Below are 16,751 nucleotides of genomic sequence, written 5' to 3'. Positions count from 1 at the left end.
TGCTGGAGAAGCACCCGGAGTGGGTGGGCCGCTTCGTCTTCGTGCAGGTGGCCGCGCCCACCCGCAGCTCGCTGGAGGAGTACCGCAGCTTCCAGGACCGCATCGAGCGCCTGAGCCAGCGCATCAACGAGCGCTTCGGCCGGCCCGGCTACCAGCCCGTGCATCTGCTGGCCCAGCACCACGAGCCCGAGCAGGTCAACGAGCTGTTCCGGGCGGCCAACATCTGCGTGGTGACCAGCCTGCACGACGGCATGAACCTGGTGAGCAAGGAATTCGTGGCCGCGCGCGACGATGAGCAGGGCGTGCTGCTGCTCAGCCGCTTTGCCGGCGCGGCCCGCGAGCTGACCGAAGCCCTGATCGTGAACCCCTACCATGTGGAAGAAACGGCCGATGCGCTGTTCCGCGCGGCCACCATGCCCTCGGCCGAGCAGCGCGAGCGCATGGCCAGCCTGCGCAGCACGGTGCACGAATTCAACGTCTACCGCTGGGCCGGCCACATGCTCAGCGACGCCGCGCGCTGGCGTCTGCGCGCCCGGGTGGAGGCCCGGGTGCGGCGCCTGCAGCGCAGCGCGGATGGCCTCGGGCCGCTCGGCCGGGCGACGGAAACCACACGCGACGCACCATGAGGCATTTGTTCAGTTCCGAAGGCGAGGCCGCGCTGGTGGCCGCGCTGCAGTACCAACCCCTGCTGGCCTTCGATTTCGACGGCACGCTGGCGCCCATCGTGCCGCGGCCGGACGACGCGCGCGTCTCGCTGGCCGTGGCCGGCCGGCTCAGCCAGCTGATGCGCTGGCTGCCGGTGGCCATCGTCACCGGGCGCCAGGTGGACGATGTGCGCGAGCGCTTGGGTTTCGTGCCCAGCTACATCGTGGGCAACCACGGTGCGGAAGACGAGGCCGACCCGGCGGTGGCCCAGGCCCTGTCCGAGGCGCTGGAGAGTGCGCGCGACCTGCTGGCCCAGCGCGAGCCGGTGCTGCGCGCGGCGGGCGTGAGCGTGGAGGACAAGCAGCAGTCCATCGCCCTGCATTACCGCCTGGCGCGCGACCGCGACCGGGCCCGTCAGGTCATCGACGAGGTGCTGCAGGGGGTGGGGCCGGCGCTGACGATCTTCGGCGGCAAGCTGGTGGTCAACCTGACCCCGGCCGACGCGCCGGACAAGGCCCATGCGGTACGTTCGCTGGTGGCCCGCAGTGGGGCGGGCGGGGCGCTGTTCGCAGGGGACGATCTGAACGACGAGCCGGTGTTCGCCACGGCGCCGCCACACTGGTTGACCATCAAGATCGGGCGGGAGCCGCCGCAGAGCCGGGCCAGCTTCTTCCTGGAGAATCCGGCGGAGATGGCGCTGTTGCTGGAGCGCATTTTGGCGATGCTGCCTGGGCGGATAAGCCGCTGATCGCTCCGCTCATATTGCACCTCTGGTCACGCTCCGGCTCCGATCGGATTCTTTGCGGTGATTTCCTGCCCGCGGGAAGGTGATTCGGAAGTCAAGAGGTAGTTGTTCATGGGAATGGCAGCACCATCGATCCGCACATTGCACTCTTGACGTCAACGCAAGAAGAAATGCGCTCCCGAGCGCTAGGGGCTGGCGACATGATGGTGAGCTGACCTCGATTCAGAATATTCCGATCAAGCAGACAGCCAGGAGCAAGGTCGAGATGCGCCTTCGCATTGACACCCCACAGACCGTGCGATAACTTAAACGCAATAGCGATATTGCCGAGGTTCTGTCAGGAAGGTAGCATCGAGTAAAGTGAATTGCAGGCAGGGGTTTCCGTGGGTGTTTTTGCATCCGGTGGGCTGCAGCGTTTTCATTACTCAATGAAGGCGCATGAACGAGCCAATCTCAGAAGAGGAATCACCTCCGCTCTTTCGCAAGGAGGTGGTGGGCCATCTATCATAGAGAACCTATGGGTCGGTGGTTTGATATCGCCTATCAGCCACTGGCTGCTTGTGGGGATTTTGGGTGTATTTTCCTCGATGATTGTTATTTTCTTTGCTGTATTCGGTTTTGCACGCAAGGTTCAGGGTTCAGGAATTTTATGCCTACACAAGGCGTTTTTCTTGCGTTGCGAAACAGAGCAGTTCTTCCATTAATATCAGGGGTGGTGAAGGTCAATATTCCAATCTTGCGCGAATATTGCTTCTAGATGGCTGGCGCAGTAGTGCGCTCTGCGTGAGTGCTACTTTTTATCTCGACCGTCCTCGCTGTGTGATGCGTTGGCCTGGTTGTATAGGACGTTCAAATGCGCCGGTAATATATATTTCTCGCTGGAGCGTTGGATTGTTAATTGAGTCGTTCATTTGGAGTAAGAAAATATTCTTCAGGGTGTTGCCTCACTTTTTAGATCATGCAAGTCTCTCCGATCGAAAAATCCGGAACAGGTCTCTCCCGTTACACACTGGTCCAATCATTTAGGCAATTGATGACCCTGTTAGCGGCCGCGACGATTTCGATCGTCGTTGTTGGAGCCCTCGTCTGGGCCCTGGAGGGCTCTGGCAGTGCACCCTATGTCGTGATTGGGGGGCTTGTAGGTGCGTTTCCAGTATTACATTTTGTTTCCCCCAGGCGCTTCTTTGTGATTGTTGAAGATGCGGAATCAAAGAGCCGGCTCATGGCGTCCTTTGAATCCATGCTGAAGACCAAAGGCTATCACCTTGAGAAACTGGAATCGGCCCACAGCACGCGGACTTACGCGACCAAGCAGCCTGAATGGATGAGGTGGAGTGAGAATAGATTCTATATATGCGAGCAGGAGTGCAGGATATCAGTGACGGGTCCTGGTTTCACAATAACCTACCTGCATTCTCTAGCGAAGAAATTTTCCGCTTAAAGCCGCCGGCGCTTTCGAGTTCGAAGTGCAGACATTGCATCTTCGAGAAGGTGTATTCGTCACGTCCTGATCCGTCATGATCAGCAAGGCGCGTCCGCTTCGGGTCAAGGTCTCCCCGGTGGCCGCATTCACCATCGATGCCATCAAACATAGGGCCCAGGTCAACTTGCTACCTGGCTGCGACATGCGCAGCGATGGCCTGAATTGCTTCGCTGGCATCATCGATGCTAACTACGCGCACGCCGACATCGTCGTGGGCTCATGCAAGCCGCGCGACATGCCGCAAGTGTCAACACCGTGCAGGACAGCCGCAAGACCATGATCGGCGGCGCCGAAAAGGCCTACAAGTTCTGCAGGTACGCCGGCAAGTACCTCGGTGCCTTCTCGTACTGTTCAACGGTTGGTTCAACCTCAAGAACCATCTTTCTGGGATTACTCGCTCACGCTGCCAAGGCTGCGCCTACCCGGGAACGTCATATTCATGGCAAGACTGAGGTTCATGACTAATCAGGAATGAAAATGAGTAAATTCATGAATCATGAGTGTCGGCTATCAAAAGAAATTAAAAAATTCATTGAATTCCTGGGGCGGGTTGGCGCTTGTCGCTATGTGCTCCTCATGGCTGCACTGTCTATTTTTCTGAGTTTTATATTTTCGATTCCATTTATAGTAATAAATTACAGTGACCAACCGAGGAGTCTCGGTGTGGGGTGGAATTCATTTATATTGACAGTTATTTTTGGCCCTTTGCTGGAGACGATTTTATTCCAGACTATCCCGATGTTGATTGTCAGAAGGCTTAAATTGAGCGATGGTTGGATATTTTGGGCTTGCTCTGCCCCATTCGCGTTGGCTCACATTTCTGTTGGGTGGATTTCATTTTTTGCGGGAGGGGTTTCTGTAGGTGTTCCATTGGGGTTGACGATGATCCAATGGGGTGCTGACTATATGACAAAGGCGGTTGTGATGTCATTTTTAATCCATTCGCTTCATAATTTAATAATGATTGTGATGAATAGGTTTTTCTAATTTATTGATCCCGGATTTGAAGTGCAAAGCCTCGCCCTTCAAAAAAGGGGGGAATCATCACGTTGAGGCTGTAGCAAAGGCCTGCACTGCAGCGCGGGTCTGCGAACTCACGGGAATCGACAGATGGCGGGGTAGTAGCATCACGCCCATGAGCTTTTTCTCCAAGCTGCCCTACGAGTGGCAGATCGGCTGGCGCTACACCCGCGCCGGCCGCGCCGGCCGACGCAACGGCTTCATCTCCTTCATCTCCTTCGTCTCGGTCATCGGCATCGCCCTGGGTGTGGCGGCGCTGATCATCGTGCTGAGCGTGATGAACGGCTTCCAGAAAGAAGTGCGTGACCGCATGTTGTCGGCCATCCCGCATGTGGAGCTGCTCTCGCCGAGCGGTGACGCGCTGCCCGATTGGCAGGCCCTGGCGCAGCAGGCCCGGCAGCAGCCCGAGGTGACGGCGGCGGCGCCGTTCATCGCGGTGCAGTCGCTGCTGGCCCGTGGCGAGGACATGCGCGGCGTGATGGTGCGCGGCGTGGTGCCGGCCGATGAGGGCGGGGTGACCGATCTGGCGGCCCAGCTCAAGCGCAACGGTGTGCTGGACCGGCTGCAGCCCGGCGAGTGGAAGATCCTGCTGGGCAGTGAGCTGGCCCGCTCGCTGGGCGTGCGCGAGGGCGACCCGGTCACCCTGATCGCCCCGGGGGGGCAGGTCACGCCGGCTGGTGTGGCGCCGCGCCTGAAGCAGTTCACCGTGGCCGGCATCTTCACCGTCGGGCACTATGAATACGACAGCGCGCTGGCCCTGGTCAACCTGGACGATGCCGCGCGCCTGTACCGGGTGGGCGGCCCCACCGGCGTGCAGCTGCGCCTGAAGGATGTGCAGGACGCCCGGCGCGTGGGCGCGGACCTGGCCGTGCGCCTGGGCGATCAGGTGCTGGTGCGTGACTGGACGCGCACCAACGCCGCCTGGTACGACGCGGTGCAGATCGAGAAGCGGATGATGGCCATCATCCTGACGCTGATCGTCGCGGTGGCGGCCTTCAACCTGGTGTCCACGCTGGTGATGACGGTGACCGACAAGCGGGCCGACATCGCCATTCTGCGCACCCTGGGCGCCAGCCCGCGCTCCATCATGGGCATCTTCGTGGTGCAGGGCGCGGCGGCCGGGGTGATCGGCACCTTTGCCGGCGTGGCGCTGGGCCTGCTGGTGGCCTTCAACATCGACGTCATCGTGCCGGCCATCGAGCACCTGCTGGGCGTGCATTTCCTGCCCGGCAGCGTCTACCTGATCAGCCGCATGCCCAGCGACCCGCAGGCCGGCGACATCGTGCCCATCGCCTGCATCTCGCTGGCTCTGGCCTTCCTGGCCACCCTGTACCCCAGCTGGCGCGCCAGCCGGGTCAACCCCGCGGAGGCCCTGCGCTATGAGTGACGTGATCCTGGAAGCCACCGGCCTGCACAAGCGCTATGTGGAGGGCCCGTTGGACGTGCATGTGCTGCGTGGCGTGGACCTGCAGGTGCGCGCGGGCGAGACCCTGGCCATCGTCGGCGCCTCGGGCTCGGGCAAGAGCACGCTGCTGCACCTGCTGGGCGGGCTGGACGCGCCCAGCCAGGGCGCGGTGACGCTGATGGGCCAACGCCTGGACACGCTCAGTGCGGCGGAGCAGGGCGCCTGGCGCAACCGGCACCTGGGCTTCGTCTACCAGTTCCACCACCTGCTGCCGGAGTTCAGCGCGCTGGACAACGTGGCCATGCCGCTGCGCATCCGCCGCGAAAGCGTGGCCACCGCCCACGCCGCCGCCCGCGAGGCCCTGGCGGCGGTGGGCCTGGCCGAGCGGGTGCTGCACCGGCCGTCCGAACTCTCCGGCGGCGAGCGCCAGCGGGTGGCCCTGGCGCGTGCGCTGGTGGCGCATCCGGCCTGTGTGCTGGCCGACGAGCCCACCGGCAACCTGGACCGCGAGACGGCCGATCGCGTCTTCGACCTGATGCTGGGCCGCACCCTGGAAAAGGGGCTTGCCTTCGTGCTGGTGACGCACGATGCTGCGCTGGCCGCGCGCTGCGACCGCGTGGTGCGCATGCAGGCCGGGCAGCTGCTGGCCGCGCCGACGCCGGTCGAGAGCCGCTGAGCCCGCCCCGATGTGGATCGACACCCACTGCCACCTGGACGCGGCTGAATTCGATGCCGATCGCGAGGCCGTGCTGGCGCGCGCCCGCGAGGCCCGGGTGGCCATGCAGGTGCTGCCGGCGGTGGAGGTGGCCAACTTCGACGCGGTGCGCGCGCTGGCCCACCAGCATGGCCTGAGCTACGCGCTGGGCATCCACCCGATGTACGTGGACCGGGCCGCCGACGAAGACCTGGACCGTCTGACGGATGCCCTGGCGCAGCACCAGGACGACCCGCGCCTGGTGGCGGTGGGCGAGATCGGCCTGGACCACTTTGTGCCCGGGCTGGACCGTGCCCGGCAGGAGCGCTTCTACCAGGCCCAGCTCAAGCTGGCCCGGCGCTTCGGCCTGCCGGTGCTGCTGCATGTGCGGCGCTCGGCCGATGCCCTGCTCAAGGGGCTGCGCCGCTTCGAGGGCGTGACAGGCATCGTCCATGCCTTCAATGGCAGCGTGCAGCAGGCCCATGACTTCGTGCGCCGCGGTTTCGTGCTGGGCTTTGGCGGGGCCATGACCTTCGACCGTTCGCTCAACATCCAGGCCCTGGCGGCCGAGTTGCCGGCCCACGCCCTGGTGCTGGAGACCGACGCGCCGGACATCCCGCCGCAGTGGCTCTACCGCACCGCGGCCCAGCGGGCTGCGGGCGAGCACAGCCGCAACGAACCTAGCCAGCTGCCGCGCATCGCCCGCACCCTGGCCGGCCTGCGCGAATGGACACTGGCGGAGACGGCGCTGATCACCAGCACCAATGCCTGCACCGTCCTGCCGCGGCTCAAGCCGCTGCTGGAAGGCTGAGCCGGTGCTGAGGGGGTTCCCGCCGGTGGCCGATGTCGGCACGCGCCTGCTGGTGCTGGGCAGCTTTCCCAGCGTGGCCTCGCTGCAGGCCCAGCAGTACTACGCCCATCCGCGCAACCAGTTCTGGCCGCTGCTCTCGGCCCTGTTTGGCCTGGACCTGAAGGCCATGCCCTACGCCGAGCGGGTGGCCGCGGTGCAGGCCCGCGGCCTGGGCATCTGGGATGTCTATGCGGCCTGCGAGCGTGAGGGCAGCCTGGACAGCGCCATCGAGCAGGCCGAGTACAACGACTTCGCCGGTCTGATTGCCCGGCTGCCACAGCTGCGCGGCATCGCCCACAATGGCGGGGAATCAGCCCGGGCGCGGCGTTTCACCGCCTCGTTCGGGTTGCCCGTGTACCGCTTGCCCTCCACCAGCCCGGCCCATGCCAGCTGGTCCTTCGAGCGCAAGCTCGCCGCCTGGCGCGAGGTGTTCGCCCAGTGCGGTCTGCTGCCCACCGCATGACGACCAAGAAGAACCGCGAGAGCCGCACCGACGACATGGTCGGCGCCACCATGTCCGAGCTCGATGGCGTGCGCTACCTGCACCTGGATTCCATCTGGGTGCAGGGCGCCATGCGCATCAGCAAGCCCTACCAGCTGGAGCTGGAGTACATCCAGCGCATGATGGCCTGGCTGCTCTGGCGCCCGCAGGACGAGGTGACCGAAGGCCAGGTGGTGCAGCTGGGTCTGGGTGCGGCCGCGCTCACCAAGTTCTGCCACAAGGTGCTGCGCATGCCGACCACCGCGGTGGAGCTCAACCCCACCGTCATCCACGCCTGTCGACTGTGGTTCCGCCTGCCGGACGACGACCAGCGCCTGAGCGTGGTGAACGAAGACGCCGCCCGCTGGGTGGCCGACCCGGCCCACCGCCACACGGTGCAGGCGCTCAATGTGGACCTCTACGACCACGAGGCCGCCGCCCCGGTGCTGGACGACGAAGACTTCTACGCCCACTGCCGCGATGTGCTGGACGAGGGCGGGCTGATGACCGTGAACCTGTTCGGCCGAGACACCAGCTTTGTGCGCAGCGCGGGGCGCATCGCCCGCGTCTTCGGGCTGGACCAGGTCTGGAGCCTGCGGCCCACCAAGGAGGGCAACACCGTCATCGTGGCGGCCCGCCATGTAAAGGTGCCCGACCGGGAGGAATTGACCGCCCGCGCCGCTAACATCGAAGCGCGCTTCGGCCTGCCGGCACGCAAGTGGCTGCGCATGGTGCGCCCGCTGGATCCGGCGGTTCTGGGCTGAGCGTCCCGTGCCATGACCGTTGCCGCCCCTTCGCCGCCCGAACGTCCCCGCGCCGCCCCGCGCGGCAAGCTGGACATGCGCCACCTGCTCAAGTGGCTGCGCGACGATGGGGCGCTGGCGGCCGAGGAGGCCGACCGCCTGCTGCGCCGCTTCGCCCAGGCCGGCTCCAGCCTGCACCCGCTGCAGCGCCTGGGCGGCGTGGGCCTGAAGGACGCGCGCAGCGGCCAGGCCCTGGACACCGAGCAGCTGACCGCCTGGCTGGGCCAGCGCTTCGGCCTGCCGGTCATGCGCATCGACCCACTGCGGGTGGAGGCCAGCCGGGTGCAGGAGGTGATGTCCCAGGCCTACGCCGAAAGCCGTCATGCGCTGCCGGTGCTGGTGTCGCCCACCGAGATCACCATCGTCACCTGCGAGCCCTTCGCGGTGGAGTGGGTGCCCGAGATCGAGGCCCACACCCGCCGGCGCATCAAGCTGATGCTGGCCCCGCCCGACGAGATCGCCCGCTACACCACCGAGTTCTACCAGCTGGCCCAGAGCGTGCGCGCCGCGCGCAAGACCAACGCCGAGAGCGCGCTGGCCAACAGCTTCGAGCAGTTGGTGGATCTGAAGTCGCGCGACAACCTGGACGCCAACGACCAGGGCGTGGTGCAAATCGTCGACTGGCTGTGGCAGTACGCCTTCGAGCAGCGCGCCAGCGACATCCACCTGGAGCCCCGGCGCGACACCGGCGCCATCCGCTTTCGCATCGACGGTGTGCTGCACACCGTGCACCGCGTGCCCGCGCCGGTGATGGGCGCCATGACCGCCCGCATCAAGCTGCTGGGCCGCATGGACGTGATCGAGAAGCGCCGCCCGCAGGACGGTCGCATCAAGACCCGCCGCCCCGAAGGCCTGGCCGGCGGTGGCGAGGTGGAGATGCGTCTGTCCACGCTGCCCACTGCCTTCGGCGAGAAGGTGGTGATGCGGATCTTCGACCCGGGCACCGCCGACAAGCCCTTCGACGCCCTGGGCTTCTCGCCCGACGAGGCCCGGCGCTGGAACACGCTGATCAACCAGCCGCACGGCATCATCCTGGTGACCGGCCCCACCGGCTCGGGCAAGACGACCACGCTGTATTCCACGCTGAAGAAGCTGGCCACCGAGGAGGTCAACGTCTGCACCGTGGAGGACCCGATCGAGATGATCGAGCCGGCCTTCAACCAGACCCAGGTGCAGCCCTCGGTGGAGCTGAGCTTTGCCGAGGGCCTGCGGGCCCTGATGCGGCAGGACCCGGACATCATCATGGTCGGTGAAATCCGCGACCTGGAGACCGCCGAGATGGCCATCCAGGCCGCCCTGACCGGGCATTTGGTGTTCTCCACCCTGCACACCAACGATGCCCCCTCGGCCATCACCCGCCTGGTGGACCTGGGCGTGCCGCCTTATCTGATCTCTGCCACGGTGATTGGCGTGCTGGCCCAGCGCCTGGCCCGCACCCTGTGCCCGCAGTGCAAGCAGCCCGATCCATCCATCACCGCCGAGGACCTGAGCCAGCACGCCAAGCCCTGGGGCCTGGCTGGCCCCTTGCGGGGGCACAAGGCGGTCGGCTGTCCGGCCTGCCGCGGCACCGGCTACCGCGGCCGCGCGGCGCTGTACGAGCTGATGGAGGTCAGCGAGCCGGTGCGCCAGGCCATGCATCCGCAGCTGGACTTGGCCCGGCTGCGCCGCCAGGCCGGTGAGGAGGGGCTGCTGCCGCTGCGTGTGGCGGGCCTCAGCAAGGTGGCCCAGGGCCTCACCTCGCTGGAAGAGGTGCTGCGCTGCACCCCGCGCTGGGACAGCGAGTGAGCCTGCTCAGGGCGTGAGGGGCGGCGAGGGCGACAACGGCTGCAGCCGCTGCGCCAGGGTGGCAGGCGACAACTCGCCGATCCGGCGGTCCACGATCCGCCCCTGGGCATCGACGAACAGCGTGGTGGGCAGGGCCCGCTGCCCCAGCTGGGCGCCCAGCTCGGAGCGTGGGTCGACGAGTGGTTGATCCAGATGCAGGCCCTGGCCGGCCAGATAGGCCCCGATGGTGGTCGCCGACTCGCCCTGGTTCACGAAGACGAAGCGCACGCCGGGGTAGCGGGTCTGGGCCGCGGCCAGCACCGGCATCTCGCGGCGGCAGGGCGGGCACCAGGTGGCCCACAGGTTCACCACGGTTGGCTGGCCGCTCAGCTCGGCCAGCGCCACCGGTCGGCCCTGCAGGTCGTCCAGGGTGAGGGCGGGCAGTGACTGGCCCGCCGGCTGCTGCCACAGCAGCAGCCCGTTGCCGATCAGCCAGACCAGGCTGGCCGTGCCCACAGCCGCCAGCAGCGGGCGGCGCAGTGGTGCGTGCCGCCGCACCCACAGGCCCGTCGCAATCCAGCCGGCGATCAAGCCGGCCTGGGCATTCCAGCCGCCATCGCGGATGTCGATCAGCCGCCAGGGCTCGTCGAGGTACAGCCCGAGGTAGGGCCCGACGAAGGCCAGCCGCGCGGCCAGCAGGGCCAGCAGCAGCACGCGGAAGGCCTGGGGCTCGGGGTCGATGCCCTGGGCCCGGCCGATTCGGCGCCCCAAGGTGTTGCCCGCCAGCACGGCCAGCGCCATCAGCAGCAGGGCCCAGGGCAGGGCGAAGGGACCGAGTTGGAGACTGCTGCTCATGGCGAGGCGGGTTGGGTCAGGCGGGAAGATGCGGGGCGGGGTATGGGTGGAGTGTGCCTGCGGCCGGCCAGTTCCCCACGGTGAAGTCTGGCGTGCCATTCCACGAAGGGTGACGAAGCGTGGCGACCGGCCGCGCGGGACCGAAGCTGCGAAGATGCCGCCCATGACATCGCATCTCTCCAGCGGCACAGTCCGCCACGCCGACTGGCGCGGGCTGGCCCTGGCCGCCCTGGGCGCCATCGCGTTCTCGGGCAAGGCCATCATCGTCAAGCTGGCCTACCGGCACGGCGTCGACGCGGTGACGCTCATCATGTACCGCATGCTGATCGCGCTGCCGCTGTTCCTGCTGCTGGCCTGGTGGGCCGGGCGGGGCCGCCCGGCCCTGACTGCGCGTGACCGATGGGCCGTGCTGGCCCTGGGTTTCTCGGGCTATTACCTGGCCAGCCAGCTGGATTTCATGGGCCTGGCCTACATCAGCGCCAGCCTGGAGCGGCTGATCCTCTACCTGGGCCCGACCATCGTGATGGCCATCTCGGTGCTGTGGTTCAAGCGCCGGGTGACGGGGCGGCAGTGGGCCGCCGCCGGGCTGAGCTACCTGGGCACGGTGCTGGTCTTTGGCCACGAGGCGGCCGACCAGGGCACGCACACGGCGCTGGGCGCCGCGCTGGTCTTCGGCAGCGCCATCAGCTACGCGCTCTACATGGTGGGCAGCGGCGAGGTGGTGGGCCGGCTGGGCTCGCTGCGCCTGACCGGGCTGGCGTCCAGCGTGGCCTGCGGCTTCTGCCTGCTGCAGTTCGTGTTGCTCAAGCCGATGTCAGCGGCCCTGGTGCCGGCGCCGGTGCTGTGGCTGTCGCTGCTCAACGCCACCGCCTGCACGGTGGCGCCGGTGCTGATGGTGATGATGGCCATCGAACGCATCGGTGCGCCGCTGACGGCGCAGATCGGCATGATCGGCCCGCTGAGCACCATCGGCATGGGCATCGTGCTGCTGGGCGAACCCTTCACGCCGCTGCTCTTCGTGGGCACGGCCCTGGTGCTGGGTGGGGTCTGGCTGCTGGCCCGCTGGCGTTGAACGCCCAGGCTCAGCGCTTGCGTGAGGAGATGACGATGCCGCCGACGATGAGGCCGAAGGCGGCCGCGTGGTACCAGCGCGGCGCCTCGCCCAGCAGGGCGGTGGACATCAGCGCGGCGAACAGCGGCGTCAGGTTGACAAAGAAGGCAGCGATGGCCGGGCCCACCGTGGCCACGCCCTGGCCCCAGCAGTAGTAGGCGATCAGCGAGGGGCCGATGGCCACATAGGCCAGGATGGCGAAGACGGCCGGGCTCCAGTGCCATTGGGCCTCGGCCACCGCCACTTCCACGCCGGTGGCCGCGGCGCACCACACCAGGCCGAAACCGATCTGCAGCGACAGGAACTCGGCCCAGCCCCAGGCCGGGCGCTCCGGCGCGCGCATGGAGGCCGGCGGGCGGGCCAGCATCCAGCTGTACAGGCACCAGCTGAACATGGCCAGCAGCATCAGCAGGTCGCCCGGCGAGAAGCGCAGGGCGAGCAGGCGCTCCGGTTCGCCATGGGCGATGACCAGGGCCACGCCAAGCAGCGACAGGGCCGCACCCAGCAGGTCCTGGCGCCGGGGCTGCACGCCGTAGAGCACCGCGCCGATGCCCAGCATCCAGACTGGCGAGCTGGCCGCGATCAGGGTGACGTTGAGCGGCGTGGAGGTGTGCAGGGCCAGGTACTGCAGCGCGTTGTAGCTGCCCATGCCCAGCAGCCCCAGGCCCGACAGGTAGGGCCAGCGCTTGCGCAGCGCGGCGCGGTCACGCCAGGCCGCCCGGCCCAGCGGCCACAGCAGGGCGAAGGCCAGCAGCCAGCGCACGAAGTTCAGGGCCACCGGCGGCACGGCACCCACCGCCAGGCGGCCCACCACGGCGTTGCCGGCCCACAGCAGGGGCGGCAGGGTGAGCAACAGGGCAATGCGCAGCGACAGCGGCTGGTGGGTCGACATGGGACAGGCCGCGATCAGCGGCCGGAAGCATCGAAAAGGGCGCCCAGTGTCTGACGAAACGCGGAAAAGTCCAGCGGCTTGGTCCAATAGGCCGAGAAACCCTGGGCCAATGCTGCCTCGATGTCGCTGGGCAGGGCATTGGCCGACAGGGCAATGCAGGGGATGTCCCGCGTCTGCGGATCGGCCCGCAGGCGCTGCAGCACCTCGCTGCCGTGCAGGTCGGGCAGTTGCATGTCGGTCAGGATGAGCCGGGGCCGCAGTTCGCGGGCCAGGCGCAGCCCACTCAGCGCGTCAGGGGCGCCCACGAAGCGCACCCCCGGGTGGCGGGCGACCAGCTCGGCGACGATGGTCATGTTGACCGGGTTGTCTTCGATGTAGAGCAGGCAGGGCAGGCCGGACTCGGCGTGTGGCGGCGCGGTGGGCAGGGGCTCGTGCTGCGCGTCGGCCTGGACAGCCGGCAGCCGAACCTCGAAGGTGCTGCCCTGGCCGGGCTGGCTGTGCACCTGGATCTCGCCCCCCATGCGGCCCACCAGCGTCTTGACGATGGCCAGGCCGATCCCGACACCGTCGACATCGGCTGCACTGGCCGGCAGTCGATGGAAGGGCTCGAAGGCCTGGTTTTGCGCCTCGACCGGCATGCCGATGCCGCTGTCGCTGACCGACAGCAGCACCCGCTGGCCTTCGGGCCGGGCCCGAACCGCCACCCAGCCGCCGTCGCGGTTGTACTTGATCGCGTTGGTCAGCAGGTTGATCAGCACCTGGCGCAGGCGCACCGGGTCGCCGCAGGCCTGCAGGCCGGCCGGCACATCCACCCGCCACTCGATCTGCTTCTGTGCCGCCGGGCCGTCCACCATCGGGCGGGCGGAAGCCAGCACTTCGGACAGGTCCACCGGCGTCTGTGGCGCCAGTGCGGCCGAGGCCGCCTGGGGCTGGGCCAGCTCCAGCACATCGTTGATGAGCGACAGCAGATGCACGCCGGCATGCTCGATCTGCTGCAGCTGTTTTTGTCGCTCCACCGCGGCCATCCGGTCGTGATCGGCCAGCAGCAGCTGGGTAAAGCCCAGGATGGCGTTCAGCGGGGTGCGCAGCTCATGGCTGAGGCGGGCCAGCAACTCGGACTTGGCCTCGCTCTCGCGTTGGGCCAACTCCCGGGCATGGCGTTCCTCCAGGGCACGATGGGCATCAGTGACGTCCCAGTTCACGCCCATCTGCTGGACCGGCTTCCCTTCATCGTCGCGCACCACCAGGCGGCGCGAGGCCAGCCAGTGCACGGAGCCATCCGGCCAGACGACGCGGAATTCGTGCTGGCCTTCCCGGGTGGTGACCACCTTCTGCAGACGACGTTCGGCGCGGGGGCGGTCGTCGGGGTGAACCCAGGACAGCATCTCGGGATAGGACGGCGCCTCGGGCCGGGGCGTGCGGCCCCGCAGGGCCCACATCTGGACATCCCACTGGTGTTTGCCGGTGGTCATGTCCACCACCCAGGTGCCCATGCCGACCCCCCGGGCCGCCAGGGCGATCCGGTCGCTGGCGGTCTTGAGCTCGCTGGCCAGGCGCTGCTGCTGGGTGACATTGAAGGCGATGCCCTGGAGGATGCGCGGTTGCCCCTGTTCATCCCCGTGGGCGATGCGCCGGGTCAGCAGGTGGACCCAATGGCCATCGGCCCCCCGCACCCGCAGGGTCACGTCCACCGGCCCGTGGGTGGCCAGGCTCAGGGCATTGGCCTCGCGCAGGGCCAGCAGATCGTCCGGGTGCACCCGGTCGGTGAATTCGTGCACCGCCCAACCATTGGCCTGGGTCGGCAGGCCCAGCAGACGGCGGCCCTGCTGGTCGGTGCTCAGCAGACCGGTGGCCAGGTCCAGCTGCCAGGTGATCACGCCCGCCACATCATTGATCAGGCGCGGGTCCACGGGCGAATGCGCGCCAGAGCTCGGCGATTCGCTGGAAGTGGGGGACGGGGCATTGTGTGACACCCTGAAACGGTAGCACGGGCCGGCCCCATCCCGATGTCTGGCGCCTGTCCAAGTGCCCGAAGCGCGACAATCGTCACCATCATGATGCTTGCTCCTGCGTTGACCCCGCTGTCGGGTCTGGACGCGACCCTGGCCGCCCAGGGCTTCGCGGTGCTGAATGCCCATGGGCTGAACGAGATGCTGTCGGCCCCGCCCGGGGCCCTGGCCGCCTGGCCGGCCTACTGGGACCGGCTGCCGGCCGACGGCTACCTGCGCGATGGCGGCCGCTACCGTCGCCGGCGCCACAGCTGTTTCATCGTCGAAGGCGAAGTGGTGACCCAGGTGGCGCACCGGCCGCACTGGCAGCCGGTGTCCTACAACGCCCTGCACGGAGGCATCCAGCGCCACTTCGAGCCGATCGAGCCCGCACTGGTGGCCGACCCGCTGTGGTCGCGCTGGCTGGCGGGCATGGCCGCCCGGGCCTCGGCCCTGCGCGGGCCGCGAACCTGGTATGTCGAGGCCCATCCCTTCCGCATCGACACCACCGACGGCATCGGCCGGCCCACGCCCGAAGGCGCCCACCGCGATGGGGTGGACCTGGTCACCGTGACCCTGATCAGCCGCGTGGGCATCAAGGGGGGCGAGACCCGGGTCTTCGAGGCCCAGGGCACCGCTGGCCAGCGCTTCACGCTCAGCGAACCCTTCAGCACCCTGTTGCTGGACGACGAGCGGGTGATCCACGAATCGACGCCCATCCAGCCGCTGGACCCGGCCGTGGGCGGGCACCGAGACACGCTGGTGCTGACCTTCCGCTCCGGCGGCTTCCAGGGCCCGGAGAACAGCTGAGTCCGTGCCGCCGCAGGGCCGGTGTATCGTTCCCGGATGCACATCGGTATCCTGACCGGCGGCGGCGACTGCCCCGGACTCAACGCGGTGATCCGGGCGGTCACCCTGGCCTTGATCAACGAGGCGGGCGCCACCGTCACCGGCATTGAGCGGGGTTTTCTCGGCCTGTGCCGGCCGGCCCTGCGCCCGCTGCGCGCGCCCGACGTGGAGGGCATCCTCTCGCTGGGCGGCACCATCCTGGGCACGCACAACCGCTGCGATCCCTTCCACTATTTCGGCGCCAACGGCGGCGATGTGTCCGCCCAGGCGCTGGCCACCCTCCAGCGCGAAGGCATCGACGGCCTGGTGGTGATCGGCGGCGACGGCACCATGGTGATCGCCGAGGGCTTCGCCCGCCTGGGTGTGCCGGTGGTGGGCGTGCCCAAGACCATCGACAACGACCTGATGCACACCGACCGCAGCTTCGGTTTCGACAGCGCGGTGGCGGTGGTGGCCGAATCGCTGGACCGGCTGGCCACCACGGCCAAGAGCCATGGCCGGGTGATGATTGCCGAGACCATGGGGCGCGATGCGGGCTGGATCGCGCTGGAAGGTGGCATGGCCGGCGGGGCTGACGTGATCCTGCTGCCTGAGTTGCCGTTTTCGGTGGAGGCCGTGGCCGAGGTCTGCCGCCAGCGCGAGGCCCGCGAGGGCGACACGCTGATCTGCATCGCCGAAGGGGCCCACGCCCTGAACCAGGCGCAGGTGGTGCGCGCGCGGCTGGCCGACAGCCCGGAGCCGGTGCGCCTGGGCGGGGTGGGGCAGTGGCTGGCCCAGGCCCTGCAGCCGCTGGTGGGCAGCGAGGTGCGCAGCACCCAGCTGGGCCATGTGCAGCGCGGCGGTTCGCCCACGCCCTTCGACCGGGTGCTGGCCACCCGCTTCGGCTACCACGCGGCGCAACTGGTCCGTCAGGGGCAGTTCAACCGCATGGTCGTGCTGCAAGGGGACGTCTGCACCAGCGTGCCGCTGGCCAGCGTGGCCGGGCAGAGCCGGCGGGTGCCGCTGGACCACCCCCTGCTGGCCGCCGCCAAGGGGCTGGGCTTGTCGCTGGGGCAAGCCGCCGTCTGATCACGATCAAACGCCGGTGCGGCGGCCGGCCGGAAATTGCGCTGGCGCACAAAGGGCGACCTCGGGGCAGTGTCTCATCACGGCCCAACCCCCCGAGA

The 16,751-nt window shown here is 67.6% G+C and carries 17 protein-coding genes; 14 read left to right on the top strand and 3 right to left on the bottom strand.

The genetic code is table 11. From position 1 onward, the window contains the following. The 11 genes from I73_RS01865 to I73_RS01830 form a co-directional block, all read left to right on the top strand. The coding region (locus I73_RS01865; protein ID WP_026096193.1) for a trehalose-6-phosphate synthase at positions 1 to 626 on the top strand (626 nt) is incomplete at its 5' end. After that, a complete protein-coding gene (gene otsB, locus I73_RS01860; RefSeq protein ID WP_022979063.1) occupies positions 623 to 1,393 on the top strand; it encodes a trehalose-phosphatase in 771 nt (256 codons plus the stop codon). The genes I73_RS01865 and otsB, both read left to right, overlap by 4 nt. A 380-nt stretch (positions 1,394 to 1,773) precedes the next feature. Further along, positions 1,774 to 2,094 carry a hypothetical protein gene (locus tag I73_RS32255; protein ID WP_148289649.1) on the top strand — a complete coding sequence of 107 codons (321 nt, stop codon included), beginning with the start codon at positions 1,774 to 1,776 and terminating at the stop codon, positions 2,092 to 2,094. An 813-nt stretch (positions 2,095 to 2,907) separates the two neighbouring features. Beyond that, positions 2,908 to 3,153 carry a transposase gene (locus I73_RS32250; RefSeq protein WP_148289648.1) on the top strand — a complete coding sequence of 82 codons (246 nt, stop codon included), beginning with the start codon at positions 2,908 to 2,910 and terminating at the stop codon, positions 3,151 to 3,153. A 197-nt stretch (positions 3,154 to 3,350) separates the two neighbouring features. Next, positions 3,351 to 3,860, top strand: a complete 510-nt coding sequence (locus tag I73_RS31285; protein ID WP_159105823.1) for a type II CAAX prenyl endopeptidase Rce1 family protein — start codon at positions 3,351 to 3,353, stop codon at positions 3,858 to 3,860. A gap of 148 nt (positions 3,861 to 4,008) precedes the next feature. Beyond that, on the top strand, positions 4,009 to 5,280 hold the full coding sequence (locus I73_RS01855) for a lipoprotein-releasing ABC transporter permease subunit (protein WP_022979062.1): 1,272 nt from the start codon (positions 4,009 to 4,011) through the stop codon (positions 5,278 to 5,280). After that, a complete protein-coding gene (locus I73_RS01850; protein WP_022979061.1) occupies positions 5,273 to 5,974 on the top strand; it encodes an ABC transporter ATP-binding protein in 702 nt (233 codons plus the stop codon). Before I73_RS01855 ends, I73_RS01850 begins: the two co-directional genes overlap by 8 nt. Positions 5,975 to 5,984: 10 nt before the next feature. Continuing rightward, positions 5,985 to 6,803 (top strand): TatD family hydrolase, encoded by an 819-nt coding sequence (locus I73_RS01845; RefSeq protein WP_022979060.1) that lies wholly within the window; start codon positions 5,985 to 5,987, stop codon positions 6,801 to 6,803. Beyond that, on the top strand, positions 6,757 to 7,305 hold the full coding sequence (locus I73_RS01840; RefSeq protein ID WP_051048922.1) for a DNA-deoxyinosine glycosylase: 549 nt from the start codon (positions 6,757 to 6,759) through the stop codon (positions 7,303 to 7,305). The genes I73_RS01845 and I73_RS01840 overlap by 47 nt, the downstream gene beginning before the upstream one ends. Then, on the top strand, positions 7,302 to 8,087 hold the full coding sequence (locus tag I73_RS01835; RefSeq protein WP_022979058.1) for a spermidine synthase: 786 nt from the start codon (positions 7,302 to 7,304) through the stop codon (positions 8,085 to 8,087). The genes I73_RS01840 and I73_RS01835 overlap by 4 nt, the downstream gene beginning before the upstream one ends. Before the next feature lie 12 nt (positions 8,088 to 8,099). Then, a complete protein-coding gene (locus I73_RS01830; protein ID WP_022979057.1) occupies positions 8,100 to 9,911 on the top strand; it encodes a GspE/PulE family protein in 1,812 nt (603 codons plus the stop codon). A 6-nt stretch (positions 9,912 to 9,917) separates the two neighbouring features. Here I73_RS01830 and I73_RS01825 read toward each other — a convergent pair whose 3' ends face one another. Then, positions 9,918 to 10,745, bottom strand: a complete 828-nt coding sequence (locus tag I73_RS01825) for a TlpA disulfide reductase family protein (RefSeq protein ID WP_022979056.1) — start codon at positions 10,743 to 10,745, stop codon at positions 9,918 to 9,920. Positions 10,746 to 10,908: 163 nt separating this feature from the next. Here I73_RS01825 and I73_RS01820 point away from each other — a divergent pair, with 163 nt between their 5' ends. Beyond that, a complete protein-coding gene (locus tag I73_RS01820) occupies positions 10,909 to 11,817 on the top strand; it encodes a DMT family transporter (protein ID WP_026096189.1) in 909 nt (302 codons plus the stop codon). Positions 11,818 to 11,827: 10 nt separating this feature from the next. Here the strand turns inward: I73_RS01820 and I73_RS01815 are convergent, their stop codons facing one another. Further along, a complete protein-coding gene (locus I73_RS01815) occupies positions 11,828 to 12,748 on the bottom strand; it encodes a DMT family transporter (RefSeq protein ID WP_022979054.1) in 921 nt (306 codons plus the stop codon). 14 nt (positions 12,749 to 12,762) lie between these two features. Then, the gene (locus I73_RS30630) at positions 12,763 to 14,658 is read right to left on the bottom strand and encodes an ATP-binding protein (protein ID WP_022979053.1); all 1,896 of its coding nucleotides are present in this window, start codon (positions 14,656 to 14,658) and stop codon (positions 12,763 to 12,765) included. 144 nt (positions 14,659 to 14,802) lie between these two features. On the opposite strand from I73_RS30630, the gene I73_RS01805 reads away from it, so the two are divergent. Both I73_RS01805 and I73_RS01800 read left to right on the top strand, forming a co-directional pair. Further along, positions 14,803 to 15,546, top strand: a complete 744-nt coding sequence (locus I73_RS01805) for a 2OG-Fe dioxygenase family protein (protein ID WP_026096187.1) — start codon at positions 14,803 to 14,805, stop codon at positions 15,544 to 15,546. A gap of 36 nt (positions 15,547 to 15,582) precedes the next feature. Beyond that, positions 15,583 to 16,653, top strand: a complete 1,071-nt coding sequence (locus I73_RS01800) for a 6-phosphofructokinase (protein WP_022979051.1) — start codon at positions 15,583 to 15,585, stop codon at positions 16,651 to 16,653. Positions 16,654 to 16,751: the final 98 nt, after the last annotated feature.

The sequence above is a fragment of the Ideonella sp. B508-1 genome (genome assembly GCF_000333615.1).
In the GTDB taxonomy this organism is placed as follows: Bacteria; Pseudomonadota; Gammaproteobacteria; order Burkholderiales; family Burkholderiaceae_C; genus Ideonella.
The sequence above is the reverse complement of the archived record's forward strand: the minus strand, read 5'-3'. Positions and strand labels throughout refer to the sequence as shown.